The organism is Pseudomonas sp. MPC6 (genome assembly GCF_006094435.1).
Taxonomy (GTDB): Bacteria; Pseudomonadota; Gammaproteobacteria; order Pseudomonadales; family Pseudomonadaceae; genus Aquipseudomonas.
Map to the genome: position 1 here is coordinate 2,509,468 of NZ_CP034783.1, position 25,036 is coordinate 2,534,503.

Sequence of the window (25,036 nt, forward strand, 5' to 3'; positions counted from 1 at the left end):
TGATTTGCTCAATGCAAGCAGGAGAATAACAAGATGAAATTCGCACAAACCGTGTTGGCCGCTTCTCTGGCGATGGTCATTGCCGCCCAGGCGCACGCCGCTGTATCGACTCAGGACGCCGCCAGGCTGGGCACCAGCCTGACCCTGGTCGGGGCTGAAAAAGCCGGGAATGCCGATGGTTCGATTCCCGCGTATGCCGGTGGCCTGACCACGCCGCCGGCCAGCTTCAAAAGCGGTGACAGCATGCGCCCCGATCCCTTTGCCGATGAAAAACCGCTGCTGGTGATCGACGGCAAGAACGTCGATCAGTACAAGGGCGCGCTCACGGCGACCACCGTGGAACTGGCCAAGCGTTACCCCAGTTTCCACGTCAATGTCTACCCGACCCACCGCACCGTCTCGTTGCCAAAAGCCGTGCTGGATAATGGTCTGAAAAATGCCACTGGCGCCAAGTCCCTTGAGGGCGGGTTGGCTATCGATAACGTACTGCCCGGCGTGCCGTTCCCGATCCCGCAGTCGGGCAACGAAGCGATGTGGAACTTCCTGTTGCGTTATCAGGGCGTCAGCATCAACTCCAAGTACGACTCCTGGAACGTCGACTCCGCCGGCGTACCGAGCCTGGCAACCACCGGGCAGGCGTTCATTTCCTATCCGATCTACGAGAACCTGGCGCAGCCGATCAGCAGCGCCGACGTGTACTACCAGATGAAGTTGTCCTACACCGGCCCTGCGCGCCGGGCTGGCGAAGCGGTGATGCTCAAGGACGCGGCCAACCCGCTGCAGCAACCCCGTCGTGCCTGGCAATACCTGCCAGGGCAGCGCCGGGTCAAGCTGGCCCCGAACCTGGCCTACGACACGCCTAACCCGGGCACCGCCGGCGCGGGCACCTACGACGATGTGTTCGTGTTCAACGGTGCACTGGATCGCTACGACTGGAAGCTGGTGGGCAAGCAGGAAATGATCGTGCCCTACAACACCTACAAGCTGACCTACGCCCAGGACCCCAAGGCGCTGACCACCGCAAATCACCTGGCGCCCGAGTACGTGCGTTGGGAAAAACACCGCGTCTGGGTCGTGGAGGGCACCCTCAAGTCCGGCGCCCGCCACATCTATCAGAAGCGCCGCTTCTTCCTCGACGAAGACAGCTGGACCGCTCTGGCCTCCGACCAGTATGACTCGAGCGGCAAGCTGTACCGTGGCTCCTTCGCCTTCCTCAGCCAGAGCTACGACAAGCAGATCCCGGACTCCACGCCTTTCATGATCTACGACATGGTGGTGGGGTCCTACAACATCAACGGCGTGGTCGGGCCTTACGGCGGCATCAAGTACATCGATCCGCTTTCCAAGACGCAATGGTCGGCTGAGTCCCTGGCAGGTAGCGGGATTCGTTAAGCAAACCGCATTGTAGGAGCGAGCCTGCTCGCGATGAATCAGAGGGCGGCGCGGGCATCCAGACAGCACGCGTAATCGTTCACGTCTATCGCGAGCAAGCTCGCTCCTACAACGGCATGAGCTGCACTGCGCGAGGTGCGGCGCGGTTTCCCGAAGAGGACGCAGTATGTGTTCGTATAAAAATAATATGTTGCAGCTGGCCTTTGGCGTTGTGCTCTGCCTGTCGCAGGGTCTCAGCCAGGCGTCCGGTTACGTCGACGTGCTGGATCTGCCGGCCAAGGTCAGCGCCTTGGCCGGCAACAGCCCGTTATCGGGCATGGCCCGGGCCGGTGACCGACTGGTTGCCGTCGGACAGCGTGGCCACATTCTGTATTCCGATGACGTCGGCAATCACTGGCAGCAGGCCGCCGTGCCGGTCAGTTCCGACCTCAATGCCGTGAGTTTTCCGTCTGCCACCCAAGGTTGGGCGGTGGGCGGCGACGGCGTGATCCTGCACAGCAACGACGCGGGTGCGACCTGGCACAAGCAACTGGACGGCCGCCAGATCGGGGCCTTGCTGGTCAAGCATTACCAGGCGTTGGCCAGTGCAGAACCCGGCAACGAACAATGGCCGCTGCTGGTCGCCGAAGGCGAGCGCCTGGTGGCGCAGGGTGCCGACAAACCCTTGCTCGATGTCTGGTTCGCCAACGACCAGCTGGGTTATGTGGTCGGGGTGTTCAACCTGATCCTGCGCACCGAGGACGGCGGCCAGAGCTGGACGCCGTTCCAGGACCGCACCGACAACCCGCAGGGCTTTCACCTCAACGCCATCGCCTCCACTGGCGATGCGCTGTACATCGCCGGCGAGCAGGGCTTGCTGCTGAAGTGGGATGACGCGCAGCAACGCTTCGCCGCATTGCAAACACCCTATCAGGGCAGTTTTTTCGGGGTGGTCGGCAAGCCTGGGGAAGCGCTCGTCTACGGCTTGCGCGGCAATGTGCTGCGCAGCACCGATGGCGGTCTCAGCTGGACCCCGCTGGACACCGGCCTGCGCATCAGCATCACCGCCGCCATGGTCGATGCCCAAGGTAACTACCGCTTGTTCACCCAGGGCGGGCAGAGGCTGGCGAGCCAGGGCGTCGGTGCGCAAATGCACTGGGCGCGGCAAGTCGAGCCGGTCCCGGTGACGGGCGTCGTGCGCGCCGCCAACGGTGCGCTGGTGGTGGTGGGCAGCCGTGGTGTACGGACGCTGTCCGTTGAATAAGCCCTCGAACCCTAAAAGCGAGAACCCAGACATGGGCAATATCAAACAAGACACCATGCCGGTCATCCGCGATCTGCGAGACTTCGACCGGTGCTCCGGCAATCGGCTGGAGCGGCTGGTATTCAACTACCGCCCGCTGTTCATGGTGCTCATGACACTGGTCACCCTGGTGCTGGGCTATATGGCGGTGACGCGTCTGGAGCTGCGTCCCAGTTTCGAGAAAATGATTCCGCAGAGCCAGCCGTACATCAAGAACTTCCTGGAAAACCGCCAGTCGCTGCGCGGCCTGGGCAACTCGGTGCGGGTGGTGGTGGAAAACACCCAGGGCGATATTTTCGACCCGCACTACCTTGAGGTCCTCAAGCAGGTCAATGACCAGCTGTTCCTCACCGAAGGCGTCGACCGCGCCTGGATGAAGTCGCTGTGGAGTCCAGGCGTGCGCTGGACCGAAGTCACCGAGGAAGGTTTCCAGGGTGGCCCGGTGATGCCCGATGCCTACCAGGGCAAGCCTGAAGAAATAGACCAACTGCGCCAGAACATTTCCCGTGCCGGTATCGTCGGCAGCCTGGTGGCCAGCGACTTCAAGTCCACCATGTTGATCGTGCCGCTGCTGGACAAGGCCACGGCCAGCGGTCAGCGCATCGACTATCACGCCTTTTCGCAGATGCTCGAAGAGCAGTTGCGCGACAAGATCGAGTTCGCCGGCGACAGCGCGGCTCGCAAGGCCGGGGAGGAGGGCAAGGGCCAGTACAAGGTCCGGGTGATCGGTTTTGCCAAGCTGATGGGCGACCTGATCGACGGGCTGATTCAGGTGATGATGTTCTTCGGCCTGGCCGTGGTCACCTCGCTGGTCATCATCTATTGCTACACCCGTTGTGTGCGCAGCACCCTGCTGGTGGTCGGCTGCTCGCTGATCGCGGTGGTCTGGCAGCTGGGCATTGTCGCGTGGCTGGGGTATGCCATCGACCCGTACTCGGTGCTGGTGCCGTTCCTGATCTTTGCCATCGGCGTGTCCCACGCGGCGCAGAAGATGAACGGCATCATGCAGGACATCGCCCGCGGCACTCATAGGCTGATCGCCGCACGCTACACCTTCCGCCGCCTGTTCATTGCCGGCGTCACCGCGCTGCTCGCCGATGCCGTCGGTTTTGCGGTGCTGATGCTGATCGACATCCCGGTGATCCGCGACCTGGCGATCACCGCCAGCATCGGTGTGGCCGTGCTGATCTTCACCTCGCTGCTACTGATGCCGGTGGCGCTGTCCTATGTCGGCGTCGGCGCGAAGGCGGCCGAGCGCGCGCTGAAAATCGACACCCGTGCCGAAGGGCACAAAGGCTTTGGCAAACTGTGGGACATGCTCGATCGCTTCACCACCCGCAGGTGGGCGACCGGGGCGGTATTGGTCGCGGTACTGATGGGCATTGGCGGCTTCATGGTCAGCCTGCAACTGAAGATCGGCGATCTGGACAGTGGCGCACCGGAGTTGCGGGCCGACTCGCGCTATAACCGTGACAACGCCTACATCACCAGCCACTACGCGCTGTCCAGCGACCTGTTCGCGGTGATGATCAAGACCGCGCCGGAAGGTTGCCTGAGCTATAAGACGCTGATCCTCGCCGACCGCCTGGCCTGGGAGCTGCAGCAATCCCCCGGGGTGCAGGCGACGTCTTCGCTGGTCAACGCCGTGCGGCAGATCACCGCCGGTACTTACGAGGGCAACCCCAAGCTCAACAGCATCCAGCGCAACCAGGACGTGCTGAACTACGCCGCGCAGCAAGCCTCGGTCAACTCCCCGGAGTTGTTCAACAACGACTGCTCGCTGATGCCGGTGATCGCCTTCCTCAAGGACCACAAGGCCGAGACCCTGGACGCGGTGGTGGCCATCGCCGAACAATTCGCCCGGGATAACAACAGCGAAGATCGCCAGTTCCTGCTGGCTGCCGGGTCCGCCGGCATCGAGGCGGCGACCAACATCGTGGTGCGCGAGGCCAACCGCACCATGCTGTTGTACGTCTACGCGGCGGTGACGTTGTTCTGCCTGATCACCTTCCGCAGCTGGCGCGCCACGCTGGTGGCCCTGTTGCCGCTGGTGCTGACCTCGATCCTCTGCGAGGCATTGATGGTGGTCATGGGCATTGGCGTGAAGGTGGCGACTCTGCCGGTGATCGCCCTCGGCGTCGGGATCGGTGTCGACTACGCCTTGTACCTGCTCAGCGTGCAACTGCAGTACCAGCGCCAGGGCCTGCCGTTGTCCCAGGCTTATCGCAACGCCGTGTCGTTCACCGGCCGGGTGGTGGGGCTGGTGGGCATCACCCTGGCCGCCGGCGTGGTGTGCTGGGTCTGGTCGCCGATCAAGTTCCAGGCCGACATGGGCATCCTGCTGACCTTCATGTTCCTGTGGAACATGCTCGGCGCGTTGATCCTGATTCCGGCCCTGTCGTACTTCCTGCTGCGTAACCCCGTTGCGCAAGCCCCTGAGGCGCAAACGGGTAAAACCGGTACATCCCAACGTCAGGACATGCCACATGCCCTGACCACTTCCGAGTAAGCAACGATGTCTGATTACAAAGCTCCCTTGCGCGACATGCGCTTCGTCCTCAACGAGGTCTTCGAGGTGTCCCGGCTATGGGCCGGTTTGCCCGGCCTGGCCGAGGTGATCGATGAAGAAACGGCTGCCGCGATCCTGGAAGAGGCCGGCAAGATCAGCGCCGAAGTGGTCGCACCGCTGAACCGCAGCAGCGACGAGCAGGGCTGCACCTGGAACAACGGCGCGGTCCAGGCGCCGGACGGTTTTGGCGCCGCCTACCAGGCCTTCGCCGAAGGCGGTTGGGTCGGCGTTGGCGGCGATCCGCAGTTCGGTGGCATGGGCATGCCCAAGGCCATTTCGGCCCAGGTCGAGGAGATGGTCAACTCGGCCAGCCTGTCATTCGGCCTGTACCCGATGCTGACTGCCGGTGCGTGCCTGTCGATCAACGCGCACGCCAGCGAAGCGCTGAAACAGAAGTATCTGCCAAACATGTATGCCGGCACCTGGACCGGCTCCATGTGCCTGACCGAGGCGCATGCCGGTACCGACCTGGGCCTGATTCGCACCCGGGCCGAACCTCAGGCCGACGGCAGTTTCAAGATCAGCGGAAGCAAGATCTTCATCACCGGCGGCGAGCACGACCTGACCGAAAACATTATCCATCTGGTCCTGGCCCGGCTGCCGGATGCGCCCGCCGGCCCCAAAGGCATTTCGCTGTTTCTGGTGCCCAAGGTGCTGGTCAACGACGACGGCTCGCTGGGCGAGCGCAACGCGCTGTCCTGCGGCTCCATCGAACACAAGATGGGCATCAAGGCGTCGGCCACCTGCGTGATGAACTTCGACGGGGCCAGCGGCTGGATCATCGATGCGCCAAACAAAGGCCTGGCGGCGATGTTCACCATGATGAACTACGAACGTCTGGGCGTGGGTGTCCAGGGCCTGGCGTTGGGTGAGCGCTCGTACCAGAACGCCGTCGAATATGCCCGGGACCGCCTGCAGAGCCGTGCGCCGACCGGTGCGCAGCACAAGGACAAGGCCGCCGACCCGATCATCGTGCACCCGGACGTGCGGCGCATGCTGCTGACCATGAAAGCCCTGAACGAGGGCGGGCGGGCGTTCTCCAGCTACGTGGCGCTGCAACTGGACACCGCCAAGTACAGCGATAACGCGCCAACCCGCGCCCGCGCCGAGCAACTGGTGTCGCTGCTGACCCCGGTGGCCAAGGCGTTCCTGACCGACATGGGGTTGGAAACCACGGTGCATGGCCAACAGATCTTCGGCGGCCATGGTTACATCCGCGAATGGGGCCAGGAGCAATTGGTGCGCGATGTGCGCATCACCCAGATCTACGAAGGCACCAATGGCATCCAGTCCCTGGACCTGGCCGGGCGCAAGATCGTCGGCAGCGGCGGGGCACTCTACCGCTTGTTCGCCGACGAGATTCGCCAGTTCACCGCTAACGCCAGCGCTGAACTTGGCGAGTTCACCCAGCCGTTGAACGCCGCCGTGGACACCCTCGATGACCTGACCGCGTGGCTGCTGGATCGGGCCCAGGGCAATCCCAACGAAATCGGCGCCGCCTCGGTCGAGTACCTGCAGGTATTCGGCTACACCGCCTATGCCTACATGTGGGCCCGGATGGCCAACGCGGCCATGGGCAAACAGGCCGAGGATGACTTCTACCTCAGCAAGCTGGGCACCGCGCGTTTCTACTTTGCCCGCCTGCTGCCGCGCATCCATTCGTTGAGCGCGTCAGCCAAGGCCGGCAGCGCATCCCTCTACGAGCTGGACGCAGCGCACTTCTGATCGAAAGAACAAGGAACCCAACCATGATGGCGACAAAAATAATTCCGCCCGCCGACGGCGCCTACGCCTATCCCTTGCTGATCAAGCAATTATTGCTGTCTGGCGTGCGTTACGAACCGGGGCGGGAAATCGTCTACGCCGACAAACTGCGCTACAGCTACCAGACCCTCAACCAGCGCATCCGCCGACTGGCCAACGCCCTGACCGCGGCTGGCGTCAAGGCCGGGGATACCGTGGCCCTGCTCGACTGGGACAGCCACCGGTACCTGGAGTGCTTCTTCGCCGTGCCGATGATCGGCGCGGTGTTGCATACCGTGAACATCCGTCTTTCGCCGGATCAGGTGCTCTACACCATGAACCACGCCGAGGATGACCTGGTGCTGGTGCATGACGATTTTGTGCCGCTGGTCGAGCAGATCCACGGACAGCTGAAGACCGTCAAAGGTTACATGCAGCTCACGGACGACAGAGCAACGAACACATCGTTACCGGTGCTGGGGGAATATGAAAACCTGTTGTCCGGTGCGGCAGACCAGTACGACTTCCCCGATTTCGATGAAAATTCGGTGGCGACGCTGTTCTACACCACCGGCACCACCGGCGCGCCGAAAGGGGTGTATTTCACCCATCGCCAGTTGGTGCTGCATACCCTGAATGCCGTGGGCACGCTGGGCGCCTACCAAAGCTTTGCGCTGTTACGTTCCGACGACGTCTACATGCCCATCACCCCGATGTTCCACGTGCATGCCTGGGGCGTGCCCTATGTCGCGACCCTGATGGGCATCAAGCAGGTGTACCCCGGCCGTTACGAACCCAATAGCCTGGTGCGGTTGTTCCGTGAAGAGAAGGTCACCTTCTCCCATTGCGTGCCGACGATTCTGCAAATGATCCTGAACTGCGAGGAAGCGCAACGGACGCGTTTCGACGGCTGGAAAATGCTCCTGGGCGGCAGTGCGTTGACCTTGGGCATTGCCAGCGAAGCCAGCGCCAAAGGCATTCAGGTGCACAGCGGCTACGGCATGTCCGAGACCTGCCCGTTGCTGTGCCTGACTTACCTGCGTGACGCAGACCTCGATCAATCCAGCCAGGCGCAACTGGCCACCCGGATCAAGACCGGCACGCCGGTGCCGATGGTCGACCTGAAAATCATCGATGCCAGCGGCAACGACGTGGCCCATGACGGCGAGTCGCTGGGCGAGATCGTAGTGCGCGCGCCCTGGCTGACCCAAGGCTATTTCAAGGAGCCGGAAAAGGGCGCCGAGCTGTGGCACAACGGCTGGCTGCACACCGGCGACCTGGCCTCCATCGATCCGCTGGGTGGCGTGGAAATCAAGGACCGCATCAAGGATGTGATCAAGACGGGCGGGGAGTGGATCAGCTCCCTGGAACTGGAGAGCCTGATCAGCGAACACGCGGCGGTGATGTCGGTCGCGGTGGTGGGCATTGCCGATGAGCAATGGGGTGAGCGGCCCATGGCGCTGGTGGTGTGCGAGCCTGGGCAGTACCTCGATCGCAAGATCCTGGAGACGCACCTGCAAGGGTTTGTCGAGCGTGGCCGCATCAACAGATGGGCGATCCCCAAGCAGTTCAAGTTCGTCGCCGAGATTCCCAAGACCAGTGTCGGCAAGATCAACAAGAAGCTGATCCGGGAAAGCGAATCGAGCTGAAAAGCTACGCCAATGTAGCAATCACCGCAGATCAACTGTGGGAGCGAGACCGGCTTGCCGGCGAAGGGGTCATCAAATTCAACATGGATGTTGACTGATCGACCGCTTTCGCGAGCAGGCTCGCTCCCACAGGGTTAGCGTCGCAGACGAATTTTCTGCCAATTGTCCTGGCTGGTGCAGGATCCGGTGTCGCCACGCATCCAATAGAGGGTCGCCCGGTAAAGCGCCGTGGTCCGGGAGCAGTGTAATCCACGAAGTTTTTCGTAGGCCCATTTCCAACCATGCTTAGCTGAGCTGCTCATCCCAAGTACCTGTCGAGGCCATCCCTTCCCGAATGGTAGCAGCTGAATAACAAGTGGGATCCAATTGATTTCAGGCGTCAAATATTTGTCAAGCTCCGCTGCGACGGCTCTGGGTTGGGCGTCCTGCGCCGGTCAGCTCGATTCGGCGATGTCATCGTCGAGGGTCTCGGCCGGCGATTCCTCTTGCCCGGGCAGTTCGGTGATCACACTGAAGTCGCTGACTTCGACCGCGCCCGATCCATACCCCAGCAGATGGAAAGAGAACGCCTTGCGCGACTGCGGATTGGGGAAGCTGAAATCCATCTCCAGTGGCTGGTCGACCGTGACGAGCATTTCGCTGGGCAGGCCCAATTGCACATCCTGTTCCAGCTCCTTGGTCTTGAGCTGGATGTAGGCGTTCTGATGGGGGTCGACCGAGCGCACGGTCAGGCGCACGCGGGTGTGGGAGCCTTTGGGCATTTCAAGGTACTGCGCGCCGATCAGGTTGTCGGCCCAGTCATCCTTGATCTGCGCCTGGAGAGGAATGATGGTCGGGCTGCCGAACTGGTAGTGCAGGCTCTGCGGTGTCTGCAACAGGGTGTGATCCAGGGCTGCGGCGCGTGCCGTGATCTGGCGCGCACGCTTGCCGCCGTATTGACCGGTCAAGGTCGCACGTTCGGCGATGAAGCCTTCGCTGGCGTAATACCGGCAGCGCTGTTGAAAGTCACACTCGGTGAAGGTGCCCTGGCCATCGTGGTAGCGCAGCTTGCCGTTGGTGAACGACATGATCTCGCGGCCGGTATCGTACTGGCGAAACAGCGAGCGACCGCTCAGGGTCGCAGGGATAGGCAAGGCGAAGTAGTCGAGGATCGAGGTGCTCAGGTCGACATGGCCGTATACCCCGGTCTTGATCTGCGGCAGCTGCGCTTGCTCGGGTGCCAGTGTCAGGTTGAAGCCCCAGGAAGACGCGAGGCGCACGCCGTCGATGCCGTGGGATTCGTCGGACGTGATCACCACCAGGGTGTCCTTGAGGACGCCCTGGCGTTCCAGGCCGCCGAGGAATTGCCCAAGGGCATCGTCCAGGTAACCCACGGCGGCTTGCTTGGCGGTGTCATATCGCTGCAAATAGTCGTCCGGGGCCGAGTAGGGCTGGTGCGTGCCGACGGTCAGCAGCGTCAGCATCCACGGCTTTGGGTTTTTCTCCAGCTGGCCGACGTAATCCAGCGCGCCTTCGAAAAAGGCCTTGTCATCCTTGCCCCACGGGAAGTCGAGGTAGGACGCATTGGTGAACCATTCGAGGCCATGGGTCGCGTCGAAACCGATGTGCGGCATGATCTTGTCTTTGGCCATGAAGCGCAGCCCGGCGCCCTGAAGGTAGTGGGTGGAGAAGCCGTTCTTGCGCAACTGTGCCGGCAGGCAGGCCTGGTTGCGTTCGCTCTGGGTCAGCATCTCGATGCCTTTGGGGGTGCCATTGTCGAGCTTGTCGTAATCGCCGCAGAGCATCGCGTACAGGCCACGAATGGTCTGGTGGCTGTGCAGCACGTAGTCCGTCGTGTTCATGCCCCGTTCCGCCCACTGGCTGAGATGGGGCATCAGGTTCTCTTGATAACTGCTGTGCAGGGCCTGGCGGTTGACTCCGACATAGGCGCCGGGAATGCCTTCCAGGGCAATGATCAACACGTTGCGTGCACGTCCCGGGGCTGCCAGCAGTCGTTGGCCGGTCAGGTCGAGCTCGGTGAGCCCTGCCATCTGCGGGGCGACATCGATCTCGTCACCTTCCAGCCAGTCTTGCGCGCGCGCTTGAACCTCGCCCACGCCGGCGGCCAGCACCTGGTGCGGCAAGTTGAACACATGCCACTGGTCGGCATCGGTCGGTTGCAGGTGTTGCGCACCCCAGTGAGCGATCAACAGCGACAGTGGCACCGACCAGGCATGACGGGGCAGGCGCGGTGCAGGTGTCGCAGCGCCCAGCCAGTGGGTGCACAGCCACGCCATCAGTCCCAGCAGCAAGGTGGCGGCCAGCCAGGGTTGGGCGAATCCGCCTCCGGTGGAGTTTTCCAGAAACTGCGGATCGATCAGGTAATGCAAGTCCGAAAGGGTGGGCAACCGGCCGACCGCGCTGACCAGTTCGGCGGTCGCCACGGTCATGAGGCCCCAGGCCAGCAATATCGGCAGGGCCAGCCACAAGGGGCGACGGTGCAGGAGCACGATGAGCAGGCTCGCAATGCACAGGTCCGACAGGTAGCCATGTGGATTCGACCAGCCCAGCGCTGCACGCAGGCACAGGGGCATGATCAGAACCAGTCCGATGAGGGCGATGAGACGCGCGTAGGGGTGTCGTAAACAGTGACGAATGATGTTCACAAAAGTTTTTCCAGACATTAAAGCTTCATATCAATGTGCTGGATGGTATCAAGTGGCGACAAAACTGGCCCGGGTATCAATGGGTGGAGGCGGTTTTGAGCGGGTGCCTGGTCTGAATATTGTTTGACATAAAGTGTCAGGGCGATCGCAGCGCTAACTGCACGCCACGCTGACCGCTTTCGCGGCGCGTTTCAGTTCCTGTCTGACGTCGGCCGGTATCCGCCGTTTCATGGGGCGCTGGTCGAGGAATATCTGCTCGCCCCGAGCATTGATCTCCGCGTCGATAGCGGCTGCCTGGGCTTCGATGGAGGCTGCGTGAGCTTCTATCACCCGGTTGACCTCGGCTTCATTGGTCGCCGCGTCGAGGGCATCGATCAAGGCCGCCACTTTGGCTTCCTCGTCCTTGGCGTACTCTTCGACCGACAATCCGGCGGCCAACGCCCGTGCGCGGATTTCCACGCTTTTGAGCGCCTGCTTGGCTTCGTTGCACCGCGCGTCCACTTTGCGGTGTTCGACGGTGTTCCACTGGATGAGCCCATAGGTCATCGCTCCGATCACCGCGACGGCGATGCCTCCCATGAGGGTTCGCTTCATCGTTGCACCGGCGATCGGCTGGGGAGTGAGGGTTCTTTTTGCATCGCTTCAACTCTACTCGAGGAGTTGAAAGCGTAGCATCGGAACCGGCCGCCCCCCGGTTGACCGTCGGGTATTGGCGAAGCAAAAAGTTGAGTGTTTCAGCGGTGTTACGACTGTAACGCTGATGTCTCAAGCAGGTCGTTCACATCGGCCAGGGTCGGAGCATGGGCGCCGGCATGGCGGCACGACAGGGAGGCGCAGGCTGCAGAGAATCGCAGGCGTTCGCGCACGTCGCCAATGCCGAGCAAGTCCGATGCGAGCCAGCCGGCCATGCACGCGTCGCCTGCACCGACCGTATCGGCCACGGTCACCGGGATCGCCGGTTGCTCGTACTGGCTGTCGGGGGTGTGAAGCAGCATGCCATGCTCCCCCCGGGTGAACAGGATTTCGGCCATGGGATTAAGCGCGCGCAGCTCGTCCAGTGCCTGGTGTTCGCTCAAGCCCGGGTAGATGTGCCGAAGGTCTTCGTCGGACAGCTTGATCATGTCGGCCAGGGCGGTCATCGTCGGAAAGGTCTGTTCGCGATAATGGCTGTCCATCAAATTGCGCCAGTTCGGGTCAAAGCTGATTCGTTTGCCGGCTGCCTTGGCTTGCTCGGCGAGCGTTACCAGGCGGTCTCCCAGGGGCTGACGCGCCAGGCTGATGCAGCTGAAATGACACACTTGCGCCTGCTCGATCCAGCCGGGCGGCAGCAGGTCCGGATCAAAAAACAGATCGGCCTCCCCGGCAAAAAAATAGCGTGGAGGGCGGCTCGACGGGACGATGGCGACCAGGGGATCGCGGTTCACTCGTTGTAAGAATCGCAGATCCAGACCTGCCGCTTGCGACTGCCGGGCGATCTCGTCGCCCAGGGAATCGGTGCTGACGGACCCGGCGAAGGCGCTGTCGACGCCCAGGCGACTCAGTGCGCGTGCCACGTTCCAGGGCGCGCCGCCCGGGTAGCCTTGCCATTGTCCGGGCGTACCCTGGACAAGGTCGGTCAGGGCTTCGCCAAATACGATTGCGCGAGGCAATACCATGGTCATTTCCTCAATTTTTTCCTGGAGTGATGGCTGTTGGCTGATCCGGGGCGATCACCGGACACCACTCGATCAATGGGCTGTGGTGAACGGAAGGGCGGGGCGAACTGCGTTGCGGTTGAACAGCGTCATTGCCGTTGCGCGACGATATTCGCTCGGAGTCTGGTCCATTTCGATCCGGAAATGCCGGTTGAAGTTGGAGAGATTGGCGTAGCCCACCTCAAAACAGATGTCGGCCACCGACATCTCTGTCTGCAACAACAGCCTGCAGGCGCGTTGAACCCTGAGCTTGCGCATGAGATCGATGAAGCCATGACCGGTAATTCTTTTGAAGAAGCGCGAAAACCCCGGCTCGCTCATGTCCAGGCGTCGCGCGATGACCGATAGCCGAGGGTCGTCTGTCAGCTCGGTCAGCAGATAGTCGAAGGCCTTGTTGATGCGCTCGGAACTGCGGTCATCCAGGGTCGGCACATAGCAGGCACTGGCCAACGAGTGCGCATCCTGCGTGGGCGCGTTGAGCAGCGTGTTGATCAGCTGCAGGAACAGGATCAGGCGTTCGAGCCCTTGCGCGGGACCTATGGCTTCGAGCAATCGAGCGGCCTGCACGGCGGTTGCCCCGGTGAACTCCAGGCCGCGACGGGCCCGTGCAAACAGGTCCTGCAACTCACCCAGCTCAGGCAGGGTGCCGCGCAAGGCCAGGAGGGCTGCACCGTCGAACTGCAGCACCACATCGCGCCCGGGCAGGAATTCACCGGGTGCCAGGTCGCCTATCCAGTCATGGGGCAGGTCGGGGCCGATCAGCGCGACATGACCTGCGCCAAACGCACCGATGTAGTCGCCGGCGACCAGCTTGCCGCTGCCTTGGCGGATCAGATGAATCTCGAATTCAGGGTGATGGTTCCAACGAGCCAGGGCGTAGGGGTAGTCGTGTTCGTACCAGTGAAAGCACTGATCGGGCGCAGGCAGGATGACCTCCAGCTCGGCGGGTCGCTGTTCGAACAGAGCGGCTCGGCTATCAGGCATGGCATGCCCCTTTTATTGTTATTTGATCTTCGTGTATGACCAACATACCTCCTCGCGGCGAGTTCCGGCTAGCACCGCTATTACCCACGACTGATACTTTTTTGCCTTCGGAACTGTTTTCCATCCAGTGGTTAAAAAAGTATCGGTCGAGCATCCGCTACGCGTTTGTCCGGGGCTTTCCAAGGGTGCTGTAATCGAATCGTTTGGCGCGGTGGAATGAAAATCGCCGACCTGACGCGATCCCCGTAGGAGCTGGCTTGCCAGCGAAGAGGCCCTCAAGTTTTGCATTGATCTCAAGGCCGCCTTCGCCAGCAAGCCGGTTCCGACAAGAAAAACAAACAGGGGCCCATCATGGCCAACCTGAAAATCAAGAACCTGCAAAAAGTTTTCAAACAAACGGATAAATAATCAATGAAACGACTGCAAGGTAAAAGTGCACTGGTGACCGGATCGGCCCGCGGCATAGGACGAGCCTTCGCCCAGGCCTATATCGGCGAAGGGGCAACGGTCGCCATCGCCGACATCAATCTGGAGCGAGCCCAGGCCACGGCCGACGAACTGGGGCCGAACGCCTACGCCGTGGAAATGGACGTGACCGACCAGGCGTCCATCGATAACGCCATCGCTGCCGTCATCGCGCAGACAGGCAAGTTGGACATCCTGATCAACAATGCCGCGCTGTTCGACCTGGCGCCCATCGTCGATATCACCCGCGACAGTTTCGAACGTCTGTTTTCGATCAACGTCGCCGGAACCCTGTTCACCCTGCAGGCCGCGGCGCGCCAGATGATCCGCCAGGGACATGGCGGCAAGATCATCAACATGGCCAGTCAGGCGGGGCGCAGGGGCGAGGCGCTGGTAGGGGTTTATTGCGCAACCAAGGCCGCGGTGATCAGCCTGACGCAATCCGCCGGCCTGGGCCTGATCAAGCACGGGATCAATGTCAACGCCATCGCACCAGGCGTGGTGGATGGCGAGCATTGGGATGGCGTCGATGCCATGTTTGCCAAATTCGAAAACCGGCCACTGGGCGAAAAGAAACAGCTCGTGGGGCAGGAAGTGCCTTTTGGCAGAATGGGCACGGCTGAAGACTTGACGGGGATGGCGATTTTCCTGGCGTCGTCCGAGAGCGAATATGTGGTGGCGCAGACCTACAATGTCGATGGTGGTAACTGGATGAGCTGAAACTGTAGGAGCAAGCTTGCTCGCGAAAAGCCCGCGAACGCTGCGGCGCGTCAGGCTGGTCGCGTTATCGTCGACGACCTTCGCGAGCAAGCTCGCTCCTACAGGGATTGGTGGTGTTCAGGCAATGGTGTTCACACCAAATAACGACTCGCGTGGGTGTGGGGGCTAGTGACGGCGGTGTCATCTGCGTGTCATCCAGCTCTGGCAAGCTCCTGGCAAACCCTCTTGCGCCCGGCGATACGCCGGGCGCTGGCTTGTGCATCTGCCAGGAATTCCCACCATGAAAGGAGACGCCTCTCTGTTCGCCGCCATTGACCTGGGGTCCAATGCGTTTCGCATGATGATTGGGCAGTCGGTCAAACGAGACCAGCAGTTGGTGATCCACGAAGTGAAAACCCTGCGTGAACCTGTCCGCCTGGCGGAGGGGGCTCAGGGCGGAGCGCTGGACGAACTGGCGCTGGATCGAGGCTGGCAGGCGCTCGCGCGATTTGGCAAAAAGTTGCGCGGCTTCGAGGCCGGGCGGGTGCGGGCGGTGGCGACCAGCGCCGTGCGCGAAGCCGACAATGCGCAACTGTTCCTGGCCAGCGCGGAGCGCCACCTGGGTTTTCGCATCGATGTCATCTCCGGGCATGAAGAGGCCCGACTCGTCTACGCCGGCGTGGCCCACACGGTTCCGGGTACGGAACAGATGCGCCTGGTGGTGGATATCGGCGGCGGATCCACCGAACTGATTCTGGGCCGGGGCGTGCAACCCCTTGTCACCGAGAGTATCGCCATCGGCAGCGGCACCTTTGGTGCGCGCTACTTTCCGGGGGGCAGCGTCACGGCCCAGAGGCTGCTGGAGGCCGAGCGAGTCGCCACGCTGGCGTTTGAAAAAGTTGCGCGGCGTTATCGTGCGCTGGGCTGGCAGCAGACCATCGGCTCTTCAGGCACCGCCCGCATGCTGGCCAAAGTGCTCAAGGCCAACGGTTTGAACGACTTTGGCCAAAACGGCATCACCTACAGCGGCCTGTTGCGCCTGTCGTTGCGCCTGCTGGAAGTGGGGCACGTCAAGAAGCTCCGCCTGGCGGGCTTGCAAGCCCATCGCCTGAGCATCTTGCCGGGCGGCCTGGTGCTGATGCTGGCGGCATTCAAGGTCTTTGGCATCACACAGATGACGGCCTCCGAACCGGGTTTGAGGTTGGGTGTGCTTCATGGGCTGATGTCCAGACACTAAGCTTCAACCACCACTTGCAGCAGTCGGTCGGGGGATCATTTCAGCAATGCACTTCTGAGCTCTTCAATGGTTTCGATGAGCAGTTCATAGGACACCGGCTTGCTCAGATGACGATCGAAACCCGATTTTCGCGATTCCTCGATATCGCTTTCGGCGCCGTAACCGGTCAATGCGATGGCTGGAACCGCCTGAATCTGCGGGAGCTCGCGCAGCGCGCGCATCAGTTCGTGGCCGCTCATGACCGGCATGCCGACATCGGAGATCACCAGGTCGTATTGGCCCGTCTGTGCCGCTTTCAGCGCCTTCACCGGTTCAGAGAAGGCAATGACTCGGGCATCCTCCATTTCCAGCAGCATTTGCAGGGTTTCCAGAACCTCCGCCGAGTCGTCCACCAGCAGCACCGTGACGCCGGCTAGGCGTCCTGACAGTCCGTCGGTGGGTGCGGGTCGCGCCGTGTCTTCGGCAGATTGGCTCAGCGGCAGCAGGACCGTGAAGGTACAGCCCTGGCCCAGGCCTGCGGAGCTCACTTCGACACTGCCGCCATGGGCTTCGGCCAGTTGCCTCACCAACGACAGACCGATCCCCAGCCCATCCCGTTGATGGGTCGCATGCTGATTGGCGGCCTGGCCAAACAGTTCAAACACTTCGCTGATGCTCTGCGCACTCAAGCCTGCGCCACTGTCCTTGACCTCGAGCCGGGCCATGTCGCCCTCGCGACTGGCCACCAACTGGACCTGGCCGCCCGCCGGGGTGAATTTCAGCGCATTGTTCACCAGGTTCCAGATGATCTGCTCCACTCGGGTCGGGTCGGCATTGATCGTCAGCGGTTGACCCGCGTCGGGCATGCGCAGGGTGACGTTGATGCCTGCTGCGTCATCACTGACGACGGCATGAATGTCTTGCAACACTTGGCACACGTCCATGGCGGCAAGCTTGAGTTTGAGTTTGCCCGTGCGTAAACGCGCCACATCCAGCAGGTCGTTGATGATGCGTGCCTGACTGTTGACGGCGTCACAGATGGTGTCGACCGCCTTGGCCGCGGGGGCCAGGGATTTGGTAACGGGCAGGCGTCGCAACAGCTCCGCGTTGAGCTGGATCAGATTGAGCGGATGCTTGAGCTCATGGGACATGACGGCGAAGAACTCGTCTTTCAGATGGCTGCTGATCTGTGTTTCAGCCAACTGCTGGTTTTGCTCTTTGTGCAAGCGTTTGTGGCCAGTCAGGTCCCGGGCAATCTTCACATAGCCCTTGAGGTTCTCACCCTTGAGCCGCGTCACCTCGCCGCGTAGCGCTCAGACACTGAGGCCGTTGTTTGCAGGTGCGGATCGTTGGCGCTGGGTAGCGTGATTTCCCTCGCGTTGCGCCACAGCTCCAGCAGTTTTTGCGGCATTTCCACGACCGGCAGCACGACGCAAAAGGCCCGTTCGCGGTGTGCCAGGGCCAGGTCGCGGAAGAACAGATCGATAGAGGCATGGCGGCTGTCGCCAGGGCTGACTTCAAGATAACCGTCACCATGGGTTCATGAGCCGATCTTGACGAGGAATGTTTCGGGACGACTGGCGCTCATCCATGACAGAACCAGCGTCGGGACCAGACATTCTTTAAACCTTCCGAAGGCGAGCAGGGTCGATAGGTGAAGACCATCGGCTTCGCTGAATCGAGGGACCCTCAATGATTGGCGTCGTGATACCCGCCCATAATGAAGAAAAACATATTGCCACCTGCCTTTCATCCGTCTTGCTTGCCGCAAAACATCCGGGGCTCGAAGGTCGCCAGGTAACGGTGCTGGTGGTGCTGGACGATTGTTCAGACGCCACAGACCGGTTGGTCGCTGCCCTGGAAGTCAGCGCGTTGATGGTCTGTTTCCAGAATGTCGGGAAAGCCAGGGCGACCGGTGCGGAACAACTGCTCAGTGCTGGAGCGCAGTGGCTCGCCTTTACCGATGCCGACACGGTGGTGCCTCCCGATTGGCTCGCACGCCAACTTGAATTCATGGTTGATGCGGTGTGCGGAACGGTCGAGGTCGACAGTTGGGATGATCATGGCGAGTGGGTTCGCGCCAGGTATATGGAGCGCTACCAGTTCATCGAGAACCATCGCCACATCCATGGCGCCAATCTCGGCCTGAGTGCCACCGCGTATCGCGACGCTGGCGGTTTCCAGCATCTGGTAGCCCACGAAGACGTGCACCTGGTTGCCGCACTTGAACGAATCAATGCCCGCATTATCTGGACGGCAACCAACCCGGTCGTTACCAGTGCGCGCAGGGATTACAAATGTTGCGGCGGCTTTGGTGAATACCTGCTGTCCCTCACGGTGACGCCTGCGTTGTAAAAAGCCGTCCATCCAGGGGCCAATCTCTACCCGGTGAGCGATAGAGGGCGGGGTCAGTACAGGGTTCCATCGAGATGACTGACTGTCGTGGTTCTCACTCATAACGCATCGCTCATCATTCCTTTGGAACTCCCGACAACTGCGCTCCGTCCTTTGAAATGAGGGGGGCTGCGGGTAATTCGTGGCGGACCCTATAACGCTTTTTTTATATGGAAGGCGAGGAACGTCATGAATACTTCAGACACCAGAGCTGGCACTCAGACAGATCAGCAGGACAACACAGGGAGGCCTGAGCAAGACTTTCAACATTTGAAGGAAGACGTAACCGAGGTGCTGGGCGGCGCGAGGCAACAGGTGGATGCGCAGTTCGGGCAATACCGCGATACAGCGGCGGATCAGATCGAGGCCCTGGCCAAGGGCGCGAAGTCCGTCCTTTCCGAACTTGAAAGCAAGGACACGCTCGGCATGTCCGACTACCTCGCCGACATGGCGCACTCCATGAGCGGCCTGGCAGGAAATCTGCGCGGCAAAAGCGCCGAGCAGCTACTCCATGATGGGGCCGACCTGGCTCGCAGCAATCCGGCACTCTTCATCGCCGGCAGCATCGCGCTGGGCTTTGGCCTGTCGCGCTTTCTGAAAGCCGGCAGTGCCCCTGCCGCGACCTTTGCCGATGCCAGTGACCCGGCCACCGGCAGCTCTATGCCGCCGTCAGGCGGTTTCGGCGCCCATCGGCCTTATGAAACCTCCGTTGCATCGCGCACCGATCCGGGGGCCGGCCTGGCCACCGGCATCACGCCGGCGTCGCCGAATGAACAGGACCACCCTTCGGACTTTGCCACGACGTCGACACCGGGTTCGACAACCTTCAAAGGAGAATTGTGATGAACAGACAAGATCCGGATTTTCCAGGTTCAAGACCGCTGTCCGCTCCCGAACAGGACGCCTCGGTAGTCGGATTGTTGCGGCAATTGTCCCGTGAAGTGCCCGATCTCTTCAGCAAGGAGCTGGCGTTGGCCAAGGCCGAGTTGCAAGCCAGCCTCACCACGCTCAAGGCCGGCATTGCCGGTGTGGCGGGGGGGACGATTGTCCTGTTGGCGGGGTTCATCATCTTGTTGATGTCCGCCGTCTACGGCCTGAGCATGGTGATGGCGCCATGGTTGGCCGCGCTGATTGTGGGCATCGTGGTGATGATTGTCGGGTTCGTCATGCTGCAGTCGGGGAAGAAACAATTCGAGCCGTCCCACTTCAAGCCTGAACGCACGCTGGGCGCCTTGAATAAAGACCAGGAAGCGCTGCGGAGGAAAGTCTCATGAACCGTGAATTGGAGATTGAATCGCAAAAGAGTCCGGAAGCCATCGAGCGCGAAATCGATGCGCAGCGAGCAAGCATCGGCAATATCGTCGATGCCCTGGAAAGCAAGTTTACGCCGGGCCAGATGTTCGACCAGGCATTGGGGATGATGCAGAGCAACGGCACGACGTTCCTGACCAACCTGGGGACCAGCGTGCGTAACAACCCGGTTCCGGCTGTAATCACCTCGGTTGGATTGCTGTGGTTGATGATGAGTCAGAACCGTCCACCGACGCCACGTCCGGACTATCGAACTGGCCCAAGCGCGGCGGACAAGGCTGGGGAGTGGGTTGATGGCTTGACCGACGGTATCGACAGTGCGCGGGACCATTTGCACCACACCGCGGACTCGTTCAAAGAGGGCTATCAGACGGTCAAGGGCAAGGCGGTAAACCTGGGCGACAATCTGGGCGCTGCCACGGAAAACATCAGCCATGCGATGCATGATGCCAGTGACCGTTTGGCACGCAGTACCCAAGTGATGAGTCATCAATTGCGCCATTTGCTGCAGGAACAACCGCTGATGGTCGCCGCTGCGGGCATCGCGTTGGGTGCCATGTTGGGCGCGGCATTGCCTTCGACGGCGACGGAGCAACGTTATCTGGGCAAGACCAGTGCAGGCCTGGCCGACAAGGTCAAGCAGCAGGCTCGGGAGGGGTTCGAGGCGGTGCGCGATACAGTGACAAAGACGACGGATCACCCGGATATGGACGTCAAGCCGAATGGGGAACCGCGCCCGGGCCCCGCGAGCGAAGCGAGTGCAGCCGACCTGTCGCGAGGATTGGGTACTTCGTGATCGGGCGAGTGACGGGAGGTCCAACGGGCCTCCCGTGTTGCTGGAACCATCGGAAAACCCTGGGGCTCACTGGTTCACAGTGAGTTCCAGACCCCGCCATCCGCGACCGGGACATCATTCAGGTCGAAGGGATTGACCCCTTCGAGGCAGCCGATGTTGAAACCGAACTCTTCCGGATTGTTGCTGAGTCGGTGATGCGTATAAGTGCCGCAGTTTTTACAAAAGTAATGCTCGGCCACATGCTTGCCGAACTGATACCTCGACAGCGCGGACTTGCCCCTGATCACCTTGAGATCTGCCCATTCCACTGCGGCGACGATTGCGCCTTTGCGTTTACAGAACGAGCAGTCGCACCGGTGTGGACTGGGAACGCCTTCAGGCAAATGGATCTCGAGGATAACGGCGCCACAATGACAACTGGCCCGGTGATGCGTGCGGATAGCGGTATTACCGATTTTCTTCAGCATCACTCTGCGCTGGTCATTGATATCGGTGACCACGGCTTGCTGCGGGTTGCTTGGGCTCATGAAATTGAAACCTCTGTCCAATCCAGTTTTGCGGATTCACGCCATTTAACCTCGGTCACTCCATACTTTTCCGCTTGGGGCTTGGAGATCATTTTAAGTGGCGGCCTACCCGGTTTAGGTATGGGTGCTATTCCGGCATCACAGCTTGCCCAATGCCATGCATCGGCATTGCGCATCGGTTTTGCCCGGATGATGAACGACTTCGACTCTCCGTGAAGCTTGTATTCGATGACGTAAAGACAGGTACTCATGAGACCCCCTCCATTTGCTCATAGAGAAAGGAGTGGCCGCGTCAAAAAAAATTCAAAAGGTTTGCATAGACCTGATTACTGGTTGATTTGGATCAACATACTGCGAATCAGGCCAAAACTCACTCTAGCTGATAGTGGCGGATTTGCCGGTTTTCATCGACCACTGACATGTCCAGCGTCCGGCACAAAAACCTGTGGTCACCAAAGCTAAGAACGATTCGCACGAGCACAGGATGCTATTGCAGCGACGGTTCCTGGCGTATATGCAGCAGAACCTGACCGAGAAGATATCTGTGGGGTGATATCCGTCGGTTCAGTCAGGAGAGCGGGTGCTGCCCATCTGCTCTCGAGGGGGCAGTCAGGCGGGGGGAAGCATCATCGTGATTGGAGAAAGCTGTGGGCTGCGGATGAACCCGGCTTTTTCATAAAGCGTCACCAGCCTTTCATTCAACGGGTGGACTACGAGGGCGGTTGTCCCGACTTCGCTGGCTGCTGCGATCGTTCGGATAATCGCGTCCCTGAGCAGATCGCCACAATCGAAGGCGCTCAGCTCATGGATGTCCTTGAGTTTTTCCGGGGCGGTCAGCTCCAGCGAGGCGGCCTTTCCAGCAGTTGGCGCAGACATTCGTTACTCCTTAACGGGTTTGACTCCAGCGCTTGTTCAAACGCATCAAATTCATGGTTGGCAAGGACAAACAGGCGTTGATCCAGAATGACTTCCTCGGCTTTTTTACAAGCGGCATCCAGGATAAAGCTGGTCCGGTCGCTTCCCGAAATGGCTGCGGCGAAAGCTATACGGGTCGGTTGAGCCGGCTTTTGGCAAACCTGCATGCAGCCCTATCTCTTCAACGCCGGGTATAAATCACCATCAAAATGGCCCCATGCTCCGAACCCGCGCTGTGTGCCGCGCCCGGGGCGCGGCAACAATAGTCGCCGACCTGCAACGTGCGATCCTGATCAAAGAACGAGCCCTGCAGCACGAACAGTTGCTCAAGCTCCCCGGCATGGGTGTGGCTGGGGACATGGGCGCCGGGGTCGACTTTCATCAGCAGGGTCTTTTCCCCGCGCTCGGCGTCTTCGAACAGCGGCTTGATCCAGAAGCCTTCAGCCGCCGTCGGCTGCCAGTCATCCGTCGAAGACGAATAATAGAGCGAGCCTTCGACCGGGCCCTGGACGCCGTTTTTACCGGCAATTTTCCAGTTGGGGGTTTGATTGTCCGGCATGCCTGCTTCACCTCGATAATGGGTTCGCCTACAAATCCTTGACCAGTCGCAAGGCATCGTAGATCGCGGCGTGGGTATTGCGCGCGGCCACTGCATCGCCGATCCGAAACAGTTGGAATCGGCCTTGCGGGTTGGTCACGACCTGCTGTGGGTTGCCGACGATCAGATCCTGGTGTTCAACCACGCCAGCATTGCTGGAGGCGGGTTTCAATTCGAAATAGAGTTCGTCCAGCGGTCGGGTACCGTGGTTGATCACCACTTGATCGACCCGTCGCACCTTGCGTGCACTGCCGTAGTCGCTGTCGATGGTCGCCAGCAACTCCGCGCCTTCGCGTTCGACGGCGAGCAGGCGGAAGGTGACGGTGAAGGTGGTATCCAGGGCTTGCAGCGAGCGCATGTAGGGCACCAGGTTCATCGCCATGACTTCCGGGGCAAAGGTCCGGTCCGGGGTCATGATTTCGATTTTTGCCCCGGTCTTGGCGATGAACTCGGCGGCTTGCAGGGCGGCATGATCACCTGCGTCGTCGAACAGCAGGACGTTGCGCCCCGGTTTCACATCCCCGGAGATAATGTCCCAGGTCGAAACCACCAGCTCATTGCCGGCGCTGAGAATCTCGGTGTGGGGCAGGCCGCCGGTGGCGATGATCACCACGTCCGGATTCTCGTCGTGGATGGTGGCGGCCTCGGCCCAGGTGTTGAAGCGAAAGCTGACACCACGGGCCAGGCACTGGGTCATGCGCCACTCGACGATGCTGATCATTTCCCGCCGGCGCTCCGATTGCGCCGTGAGCCGAACCTGGCCGCCCGCCTGGTTGGCCGCTTCGAACACCACCACCTCGTGGCCGCGCTCGGCGGCCACCCGCGCCGCTTCCAGCCCGGCGACTCCGGCGCCGACTATCACGATCTTGCGTTTGCCCGGCGCCTTGGGGATGTCATGGGGCATGCTGGTTTCACGGCCGGTGGCCGGGTTGTGGATGCAATAGGCGGCACCGCCCTGATAGATCCGGTCCAGGCAATAGTTGGCACCGACGCAGGGGCGAATATCCTCTTCGCGACCCTCGATGATTTTGCGCACGATATGCGGATCGGTCATGTGCGCGCGGGTCATCCCGACCATGTCGATCTTGCCCGAGGCGATGGCATGGCGGGCCGTGGCCACGTCCGGGATCTTCGCCGCATGGAAGGTGGGGAAGTCGGTGGCGGCGCGAATCTCTCCGGCGAAGTCCAGGTGCGGCGAGTTGCGCATGCCCTGGATCGGGATCAGGTCGGTCAGGCCGGCGTCGGTGTCGATATGGCCGCGCACGACGTTGAGAAAGTCGACCATGCCGCTGTCTTTCAGGCGCCTGGAAATGTCCAGGCCATCGGCCGCGGTCAACCCGCCGGGCATTTGCTCGTCGCCGGTATAACGCACGCCGACAATGAACTCATGGCCGACTCGCTGGCGAATGGCGCTGAGAATGTCGAAGGTAAAGCGCAGCCGATTGTCGATGGAGCCGCCATAGGGGGCCTCGAGGTCGTTGGTCAGCGGCGACCAGAACTGGTCCATCAGATGCCCGTAGGCTTGCAGTTCGATGCCGTCCAGGCCGGCAAACTTCATGCGCTCGGCGGCATCGGCATAGTCTTTGATGATGCGTTCCACATCCCAGTCTTCCATCTTCTTCGGGAAGGAGCGGTGGGAGGCCTCGCGCTCGAATGACGGTGAGACCACGGGCAGCCAGTCGCCCTTGTCCCAGCGCGTGCGCCGGCCCAGGTGGGTCAACTGGATCATCACCGCGGCGCCATGCTCGTGGCAGGCGTCGCTCAGGTCGCGCATCCAGCCGACCACCTCGTCCTTGTAGGCCAGGATGTTGTTGAACACCGGTGGGCTGTCGCGGGAAACCGCCGCGGACCCGGCGGTCATGGTCAAGGCCACGCCGGCCTTCGCCCGTTCCACGTGGTAGGCGCGATAGAGGTCCTTGGGCATGCCATCCACCGGGTAGGCCGGCTCATGGGCGGTGGTCATGATGCGATTTCTGAGCGTCAGGTGCTTCAACTGATAGGGCTGGAGGAGCGGATCGTTCAGCATCGTCAAGACTCTCCGGAAGAGGGCATCGGACCAGGGGTGAAATTACGTTAGGGTGAAATGTACACCTGTGTCAATAAGCTGGACACTGGTGTACATTTTACTTGCGCGACCTCGGATGAGCGACTAGGATC

General features: G+C 61.1%; 21 protein-coding genes and 1 pseudogene. 11 read left to right on the plus strand and 11 right to left on the minus strand.

Features of this window, described 5'->3' with window-relative positions; genetic code table 11:
* Window positions 1-33 precede the first annotated feature (33 nt).
* From ELQ88_RS13820 to ELQ88_RS13840, 5 genes are all read left to right on the plus strand, one after another.
* Window positions 34-1,392, plus strand: a complete 1,359-nt coding sequence (locus ELQ88_RS13820; RefSeq protein WP_138965702.1) for a DUF1329 domain-containing protein — start codon at window positions 34-36, stop codon at window positions 1,390-1,392.
* Between the two features lie 166 nt (window positions 1,393-1,558).
* The gene (locus tag ELQ88_RS13825; RefSeq protein WP_138965703.1) at window positions 1,559-2,635 is read left to right on the plus strand and encodes a YCF48-related protein; all 1,077 of its coding nucleotides are present in this window, start codon (window positions 1,559-1,561) and stop codon (window positions 2,633-2,635) included.
* Between the two features lie 31 nt (window positions 2,636-2,666).
* A complete protein-coding gene (locus ELQ88_RS13830) occupies window positions 2,667-5,183 on the plus strand; it encodes an MMPL family transporter (RefSeq protein WP_138965705.1) in 2,517 nt (838 codons plus the stop codon).
* 6 nt (window positions 5,184-5,189) lie between these two features.
* A complete protein-coding gene (locus ELQ88_RS13835; RefSeq protein ID WP_138965707.1) occupies window positions 5,190-6,968 on the plus strand; it encodes an acyl-CoA dehydrogenase C-terminal domain-containing protein in 1,779 nt (592 codons plus the stop codon).
* A gap of 23 nt (window positions 6,969-6,991) precedes the next feature.
* Window positions 6,992-8,635, plus strand: coding sequence for a fatty acid--CoA ligase (locus tag ELQ88_RS13840; protein WP_138965709.1), 1,644 nt, complete (start codon window positions 6,992-6,994; stop codon window positions 8,633-8,635).
* A gap of 434 nt (window positions 8,636-9,069) precedes the next feature.
* Here ELQ88_RS13840 and ELQ88_RS13845 read toward each other — a convergent pair whose 3' ends face one another.
* The 4 genes from ELQ88_RS13845 to ELQ88_RS13860 all read right to left on the minus strand — a co-directional run bounded on the left by ELQ88_RS13845 (window position 9,070) and on the right by ELQ88_RS13860 (window position 13,958).
* Window positions 9,070-11,298: an LTA synthase family protein gene (locus ELQ88_RS13845; protein WP_138965711.1), complete on the minus strand. Its 2,229-nt coding sequence runs from the start codon at window positions 11,296-11,298 to the stop codon at window positions 9,070-9,072.
* Window positions 11,299-11,433: 135 nt separating this feature from the next.
* Window positions 11,434-11,874 carry a hypothetical protein gene (locus ELQ88_RS13850; protein ID WP_128870351.1) on the minus strand — a complete coding sequence of 147 codons (441 nt, stop codon included), beginning with the start codon at window positions 11,872-11,874 and terminating at the stop codon, window positions 11,434-11,436.
* 149 nt (window positions 11,875-12,023) lie between these two features.
* Window positions 12,024-12,935 carry a carbohydrate kinase gene (locus ELQ88_RS13855; RefSeq protein ID WP_138965713.1) on the minus strand — a complete coding sequence of 304 codons (912 nt, stop codon included), beginning with the start codon at window positions 12,933-12,935 and terminating at the stop codon, window positions 12,024-12,026.
* Window positions 12,936-13,007: 72 nt separating this feature from the next.
* Window positions 13,008-13,958 carry an AraC family transcriptional regulator gene (locus tag ELQ88_RS13860; RefSeq protein WP_138965715.1) on the minus strand — a complete coding sequence of 317 codons (951 nt, stop codon included), beginning with the start codon at window positions 13,956-13,958 and terminating at the stop codon, window positions 13,008-13,010.
* Window positions 13,959-14,369: 411 nt separating this feature from the next.
* Between ELQ88_RS13860 and ELQ88_RS13865 the strand changes: the two genes are divergently transcribed.
* Both ELQ88_RS13865 and ELQ88_RS13870 read left to right on the plus strand, forming a co-directional pair.
* Complete coding sequence (locus ELQ88_RS13865) at window positions 14,370-15,143, plus strand: L-iditol 2-dehydrogenase (protein ID WP_138965717.1); 774 nt, start codon at window positions 14,370-14,372, stop codon at window positions 15,141-15,143.
* A 280-nt stretch (window positions 15,144-15,423) separates the two neighbouring features.
* A complete protein-coding gene (locus ELQ88_RS13870) occupies window positions 15,424-16,359 on the plus strand; it encodes a Ppx/GppA family phosphatase (protein WP_128870354.1) in 936 nt (311 codons plus the stop codon).
* A 35-nt stretch (window positions 16,360-16,394) separates the two neighbouring features.
* Here ELQ88_RS13870 and ELQ88_RS13875 read toward each other — a convergent pair.
* Window positions 16,395-17,642: pseudogene (locus tag ELQ88_RS13875) on the minus strand (ATP-binding protein); the annotation flags it as partial.
* A gap of 388 nt (window positions 17,643-18,030) precedes the next feature.
* On the opposite strand from ELQ88_RS13875, the gene ELQ88_RS13880 reads away from it, so the two are divergent.
* The 4 genes from ELQ88_RS13880 to ELQ88_RS13895 all read left to right on the plus strand — a co-directional run bounded on the left by ELQ88_RS13880 (window position 18,031) and on the right by ELQ88_RS13895 (window position 20,839).
* Entirely contained in the window at window positions 18,031-18,693 is a 663-nt protein-coding gene (locus ELQ88_RS13880) for a glycosyltransferase family 2 protein (protein ID WP_128870356.1), read from the plus strand.
* 228 nt (window positions 18,694-18,921) lie between these two features.
* Entirely contained in the window at window positions 18,922-19,575 is a 654-nt protein-coding gene (locus tag ELQ88_RS13885) for a hypothetical protein (protein ID WP_128870357.1), read from the plus strand.
* Entirely contained in the window at window positions 19,575-20,006 is a 432-nt protein-coding gene (locus tag ELQ88_RS13890) for a phage holin family protein (protein WP_138965721.1), read from the plus strand. Before ELQ88_RS13885 ends, ELQ88_RS13890 begins: the two co-directional genes overlap by 1 nt.
* Window positions 20,003-20,839 (plus strand): DUF3618 domain-containing protein, encoded by an 837-nt coding sequence (locus ELQ88_RS13895; protein WP_138965723.1) that lies wholly within the window; start codon window positions 20,003-20,005, stop codon window positions 20,837-20,839. The genes ELQ88_RS13890 and ELQ88_RS13895 overlap by 4 nt, the downstream gene beginning before the upstream one ends.
* A gap of 74 nt (window positions 20,840-20,913) precedes the next feature.
* Here ELQ88_RS13895 and ELQ88_RS13900 read toward each other — a convergent pair whose 3' ends face one another.
* The 6 genes from ELQ88_RS13900 to ELQ88_RS13930 all read right to left on the minus strand — a co-directional run bounded on the left by ELQ88_RS13900 (window position 20,914) and on the right by ELQ88_RS13930 (window position 24,905).
* Window positions 20,914-21,306 carry a GFA family protein gene (locus ELQ88_RS13900; RefSeq protein WP_128870373.1) on the minus strand — a complete coding sequence of 131 codons (393 nt, stop codon included), beginning with the start codon at window positions 21,304-21,306 and terminating at the stop codon, window positions 20,914-20,916.
* 56 nt (window positions 21,307-21,362) lie between these two features.
* Window positions 21,363-21,617 (minus strand): DUF6555 family protein, encoded by a 255-nt coding sequence (locus tag ELQ88_RS13905; protein WP_128870359.1) that lies wholly within the window; start codon window positions 21,615-21,617, stop codon window positions 21,363-21,365.
* 358 nt (window positions 21,618-21,975) lie between these two features.
* Window positions 21,976-22,242 (minus strand): hypothetical protein, encoded by a 267-nt coding sequence (locus ELQ88_RS13915; RefSeq protein ID WP_138965725.1) that lies wholly within the window; start codon window positions 22,240-22,242, stop codon window positions 21,976-21,978.
* The gene (locus ELQ88_RS13920) at window positions 22,200-22,448 is read right to left on the minus strand and encodes a DUF1778 domain-containing protein (RefSeq protein WP_228761609.1); all 249 of its coding nucleotides are present in this window, start codon (window positions 22,446-22,448) and stop codon (window positions 22,200-22,202) included. The genes ELQ88_RS13915 and ELQ88_RS13920 overlap by 43 nt, the downstream gene beginning before the upstream one ends.
* 14 nt (window positions 22,449-22,462) lie before the next feature.
* Window positions 22,463-22,840 carry a cupin domain-containing protein gene (locus tag ELQ88_RS13925; RefSeq protein WP_161599962.1) on the minus strand — a complete coding sequence of 126 codons (378 nt, stop codon included), beginning with the start codon at window positions 22,838-22,840 and terminating at the stop codon, window positions 22,463-22,465.
* 28 nt (window positions 22,841-22,868) lie between these two features.
* Window positions 22,869-24,905: an NADH:flavin oxidoreductase gene (locus tag ELQ88_RS13930; RefSeq protein WP_128870361.1), complete on the minus strand. Its 2,037-nt coding sequence runs from the start codon at window positions 24,903-24,905 to the stop codon at window positions 22,869-22,871.
* Between the last annotated feature and the right edge of the window lie 131 nt (window positions 24,906-25,036).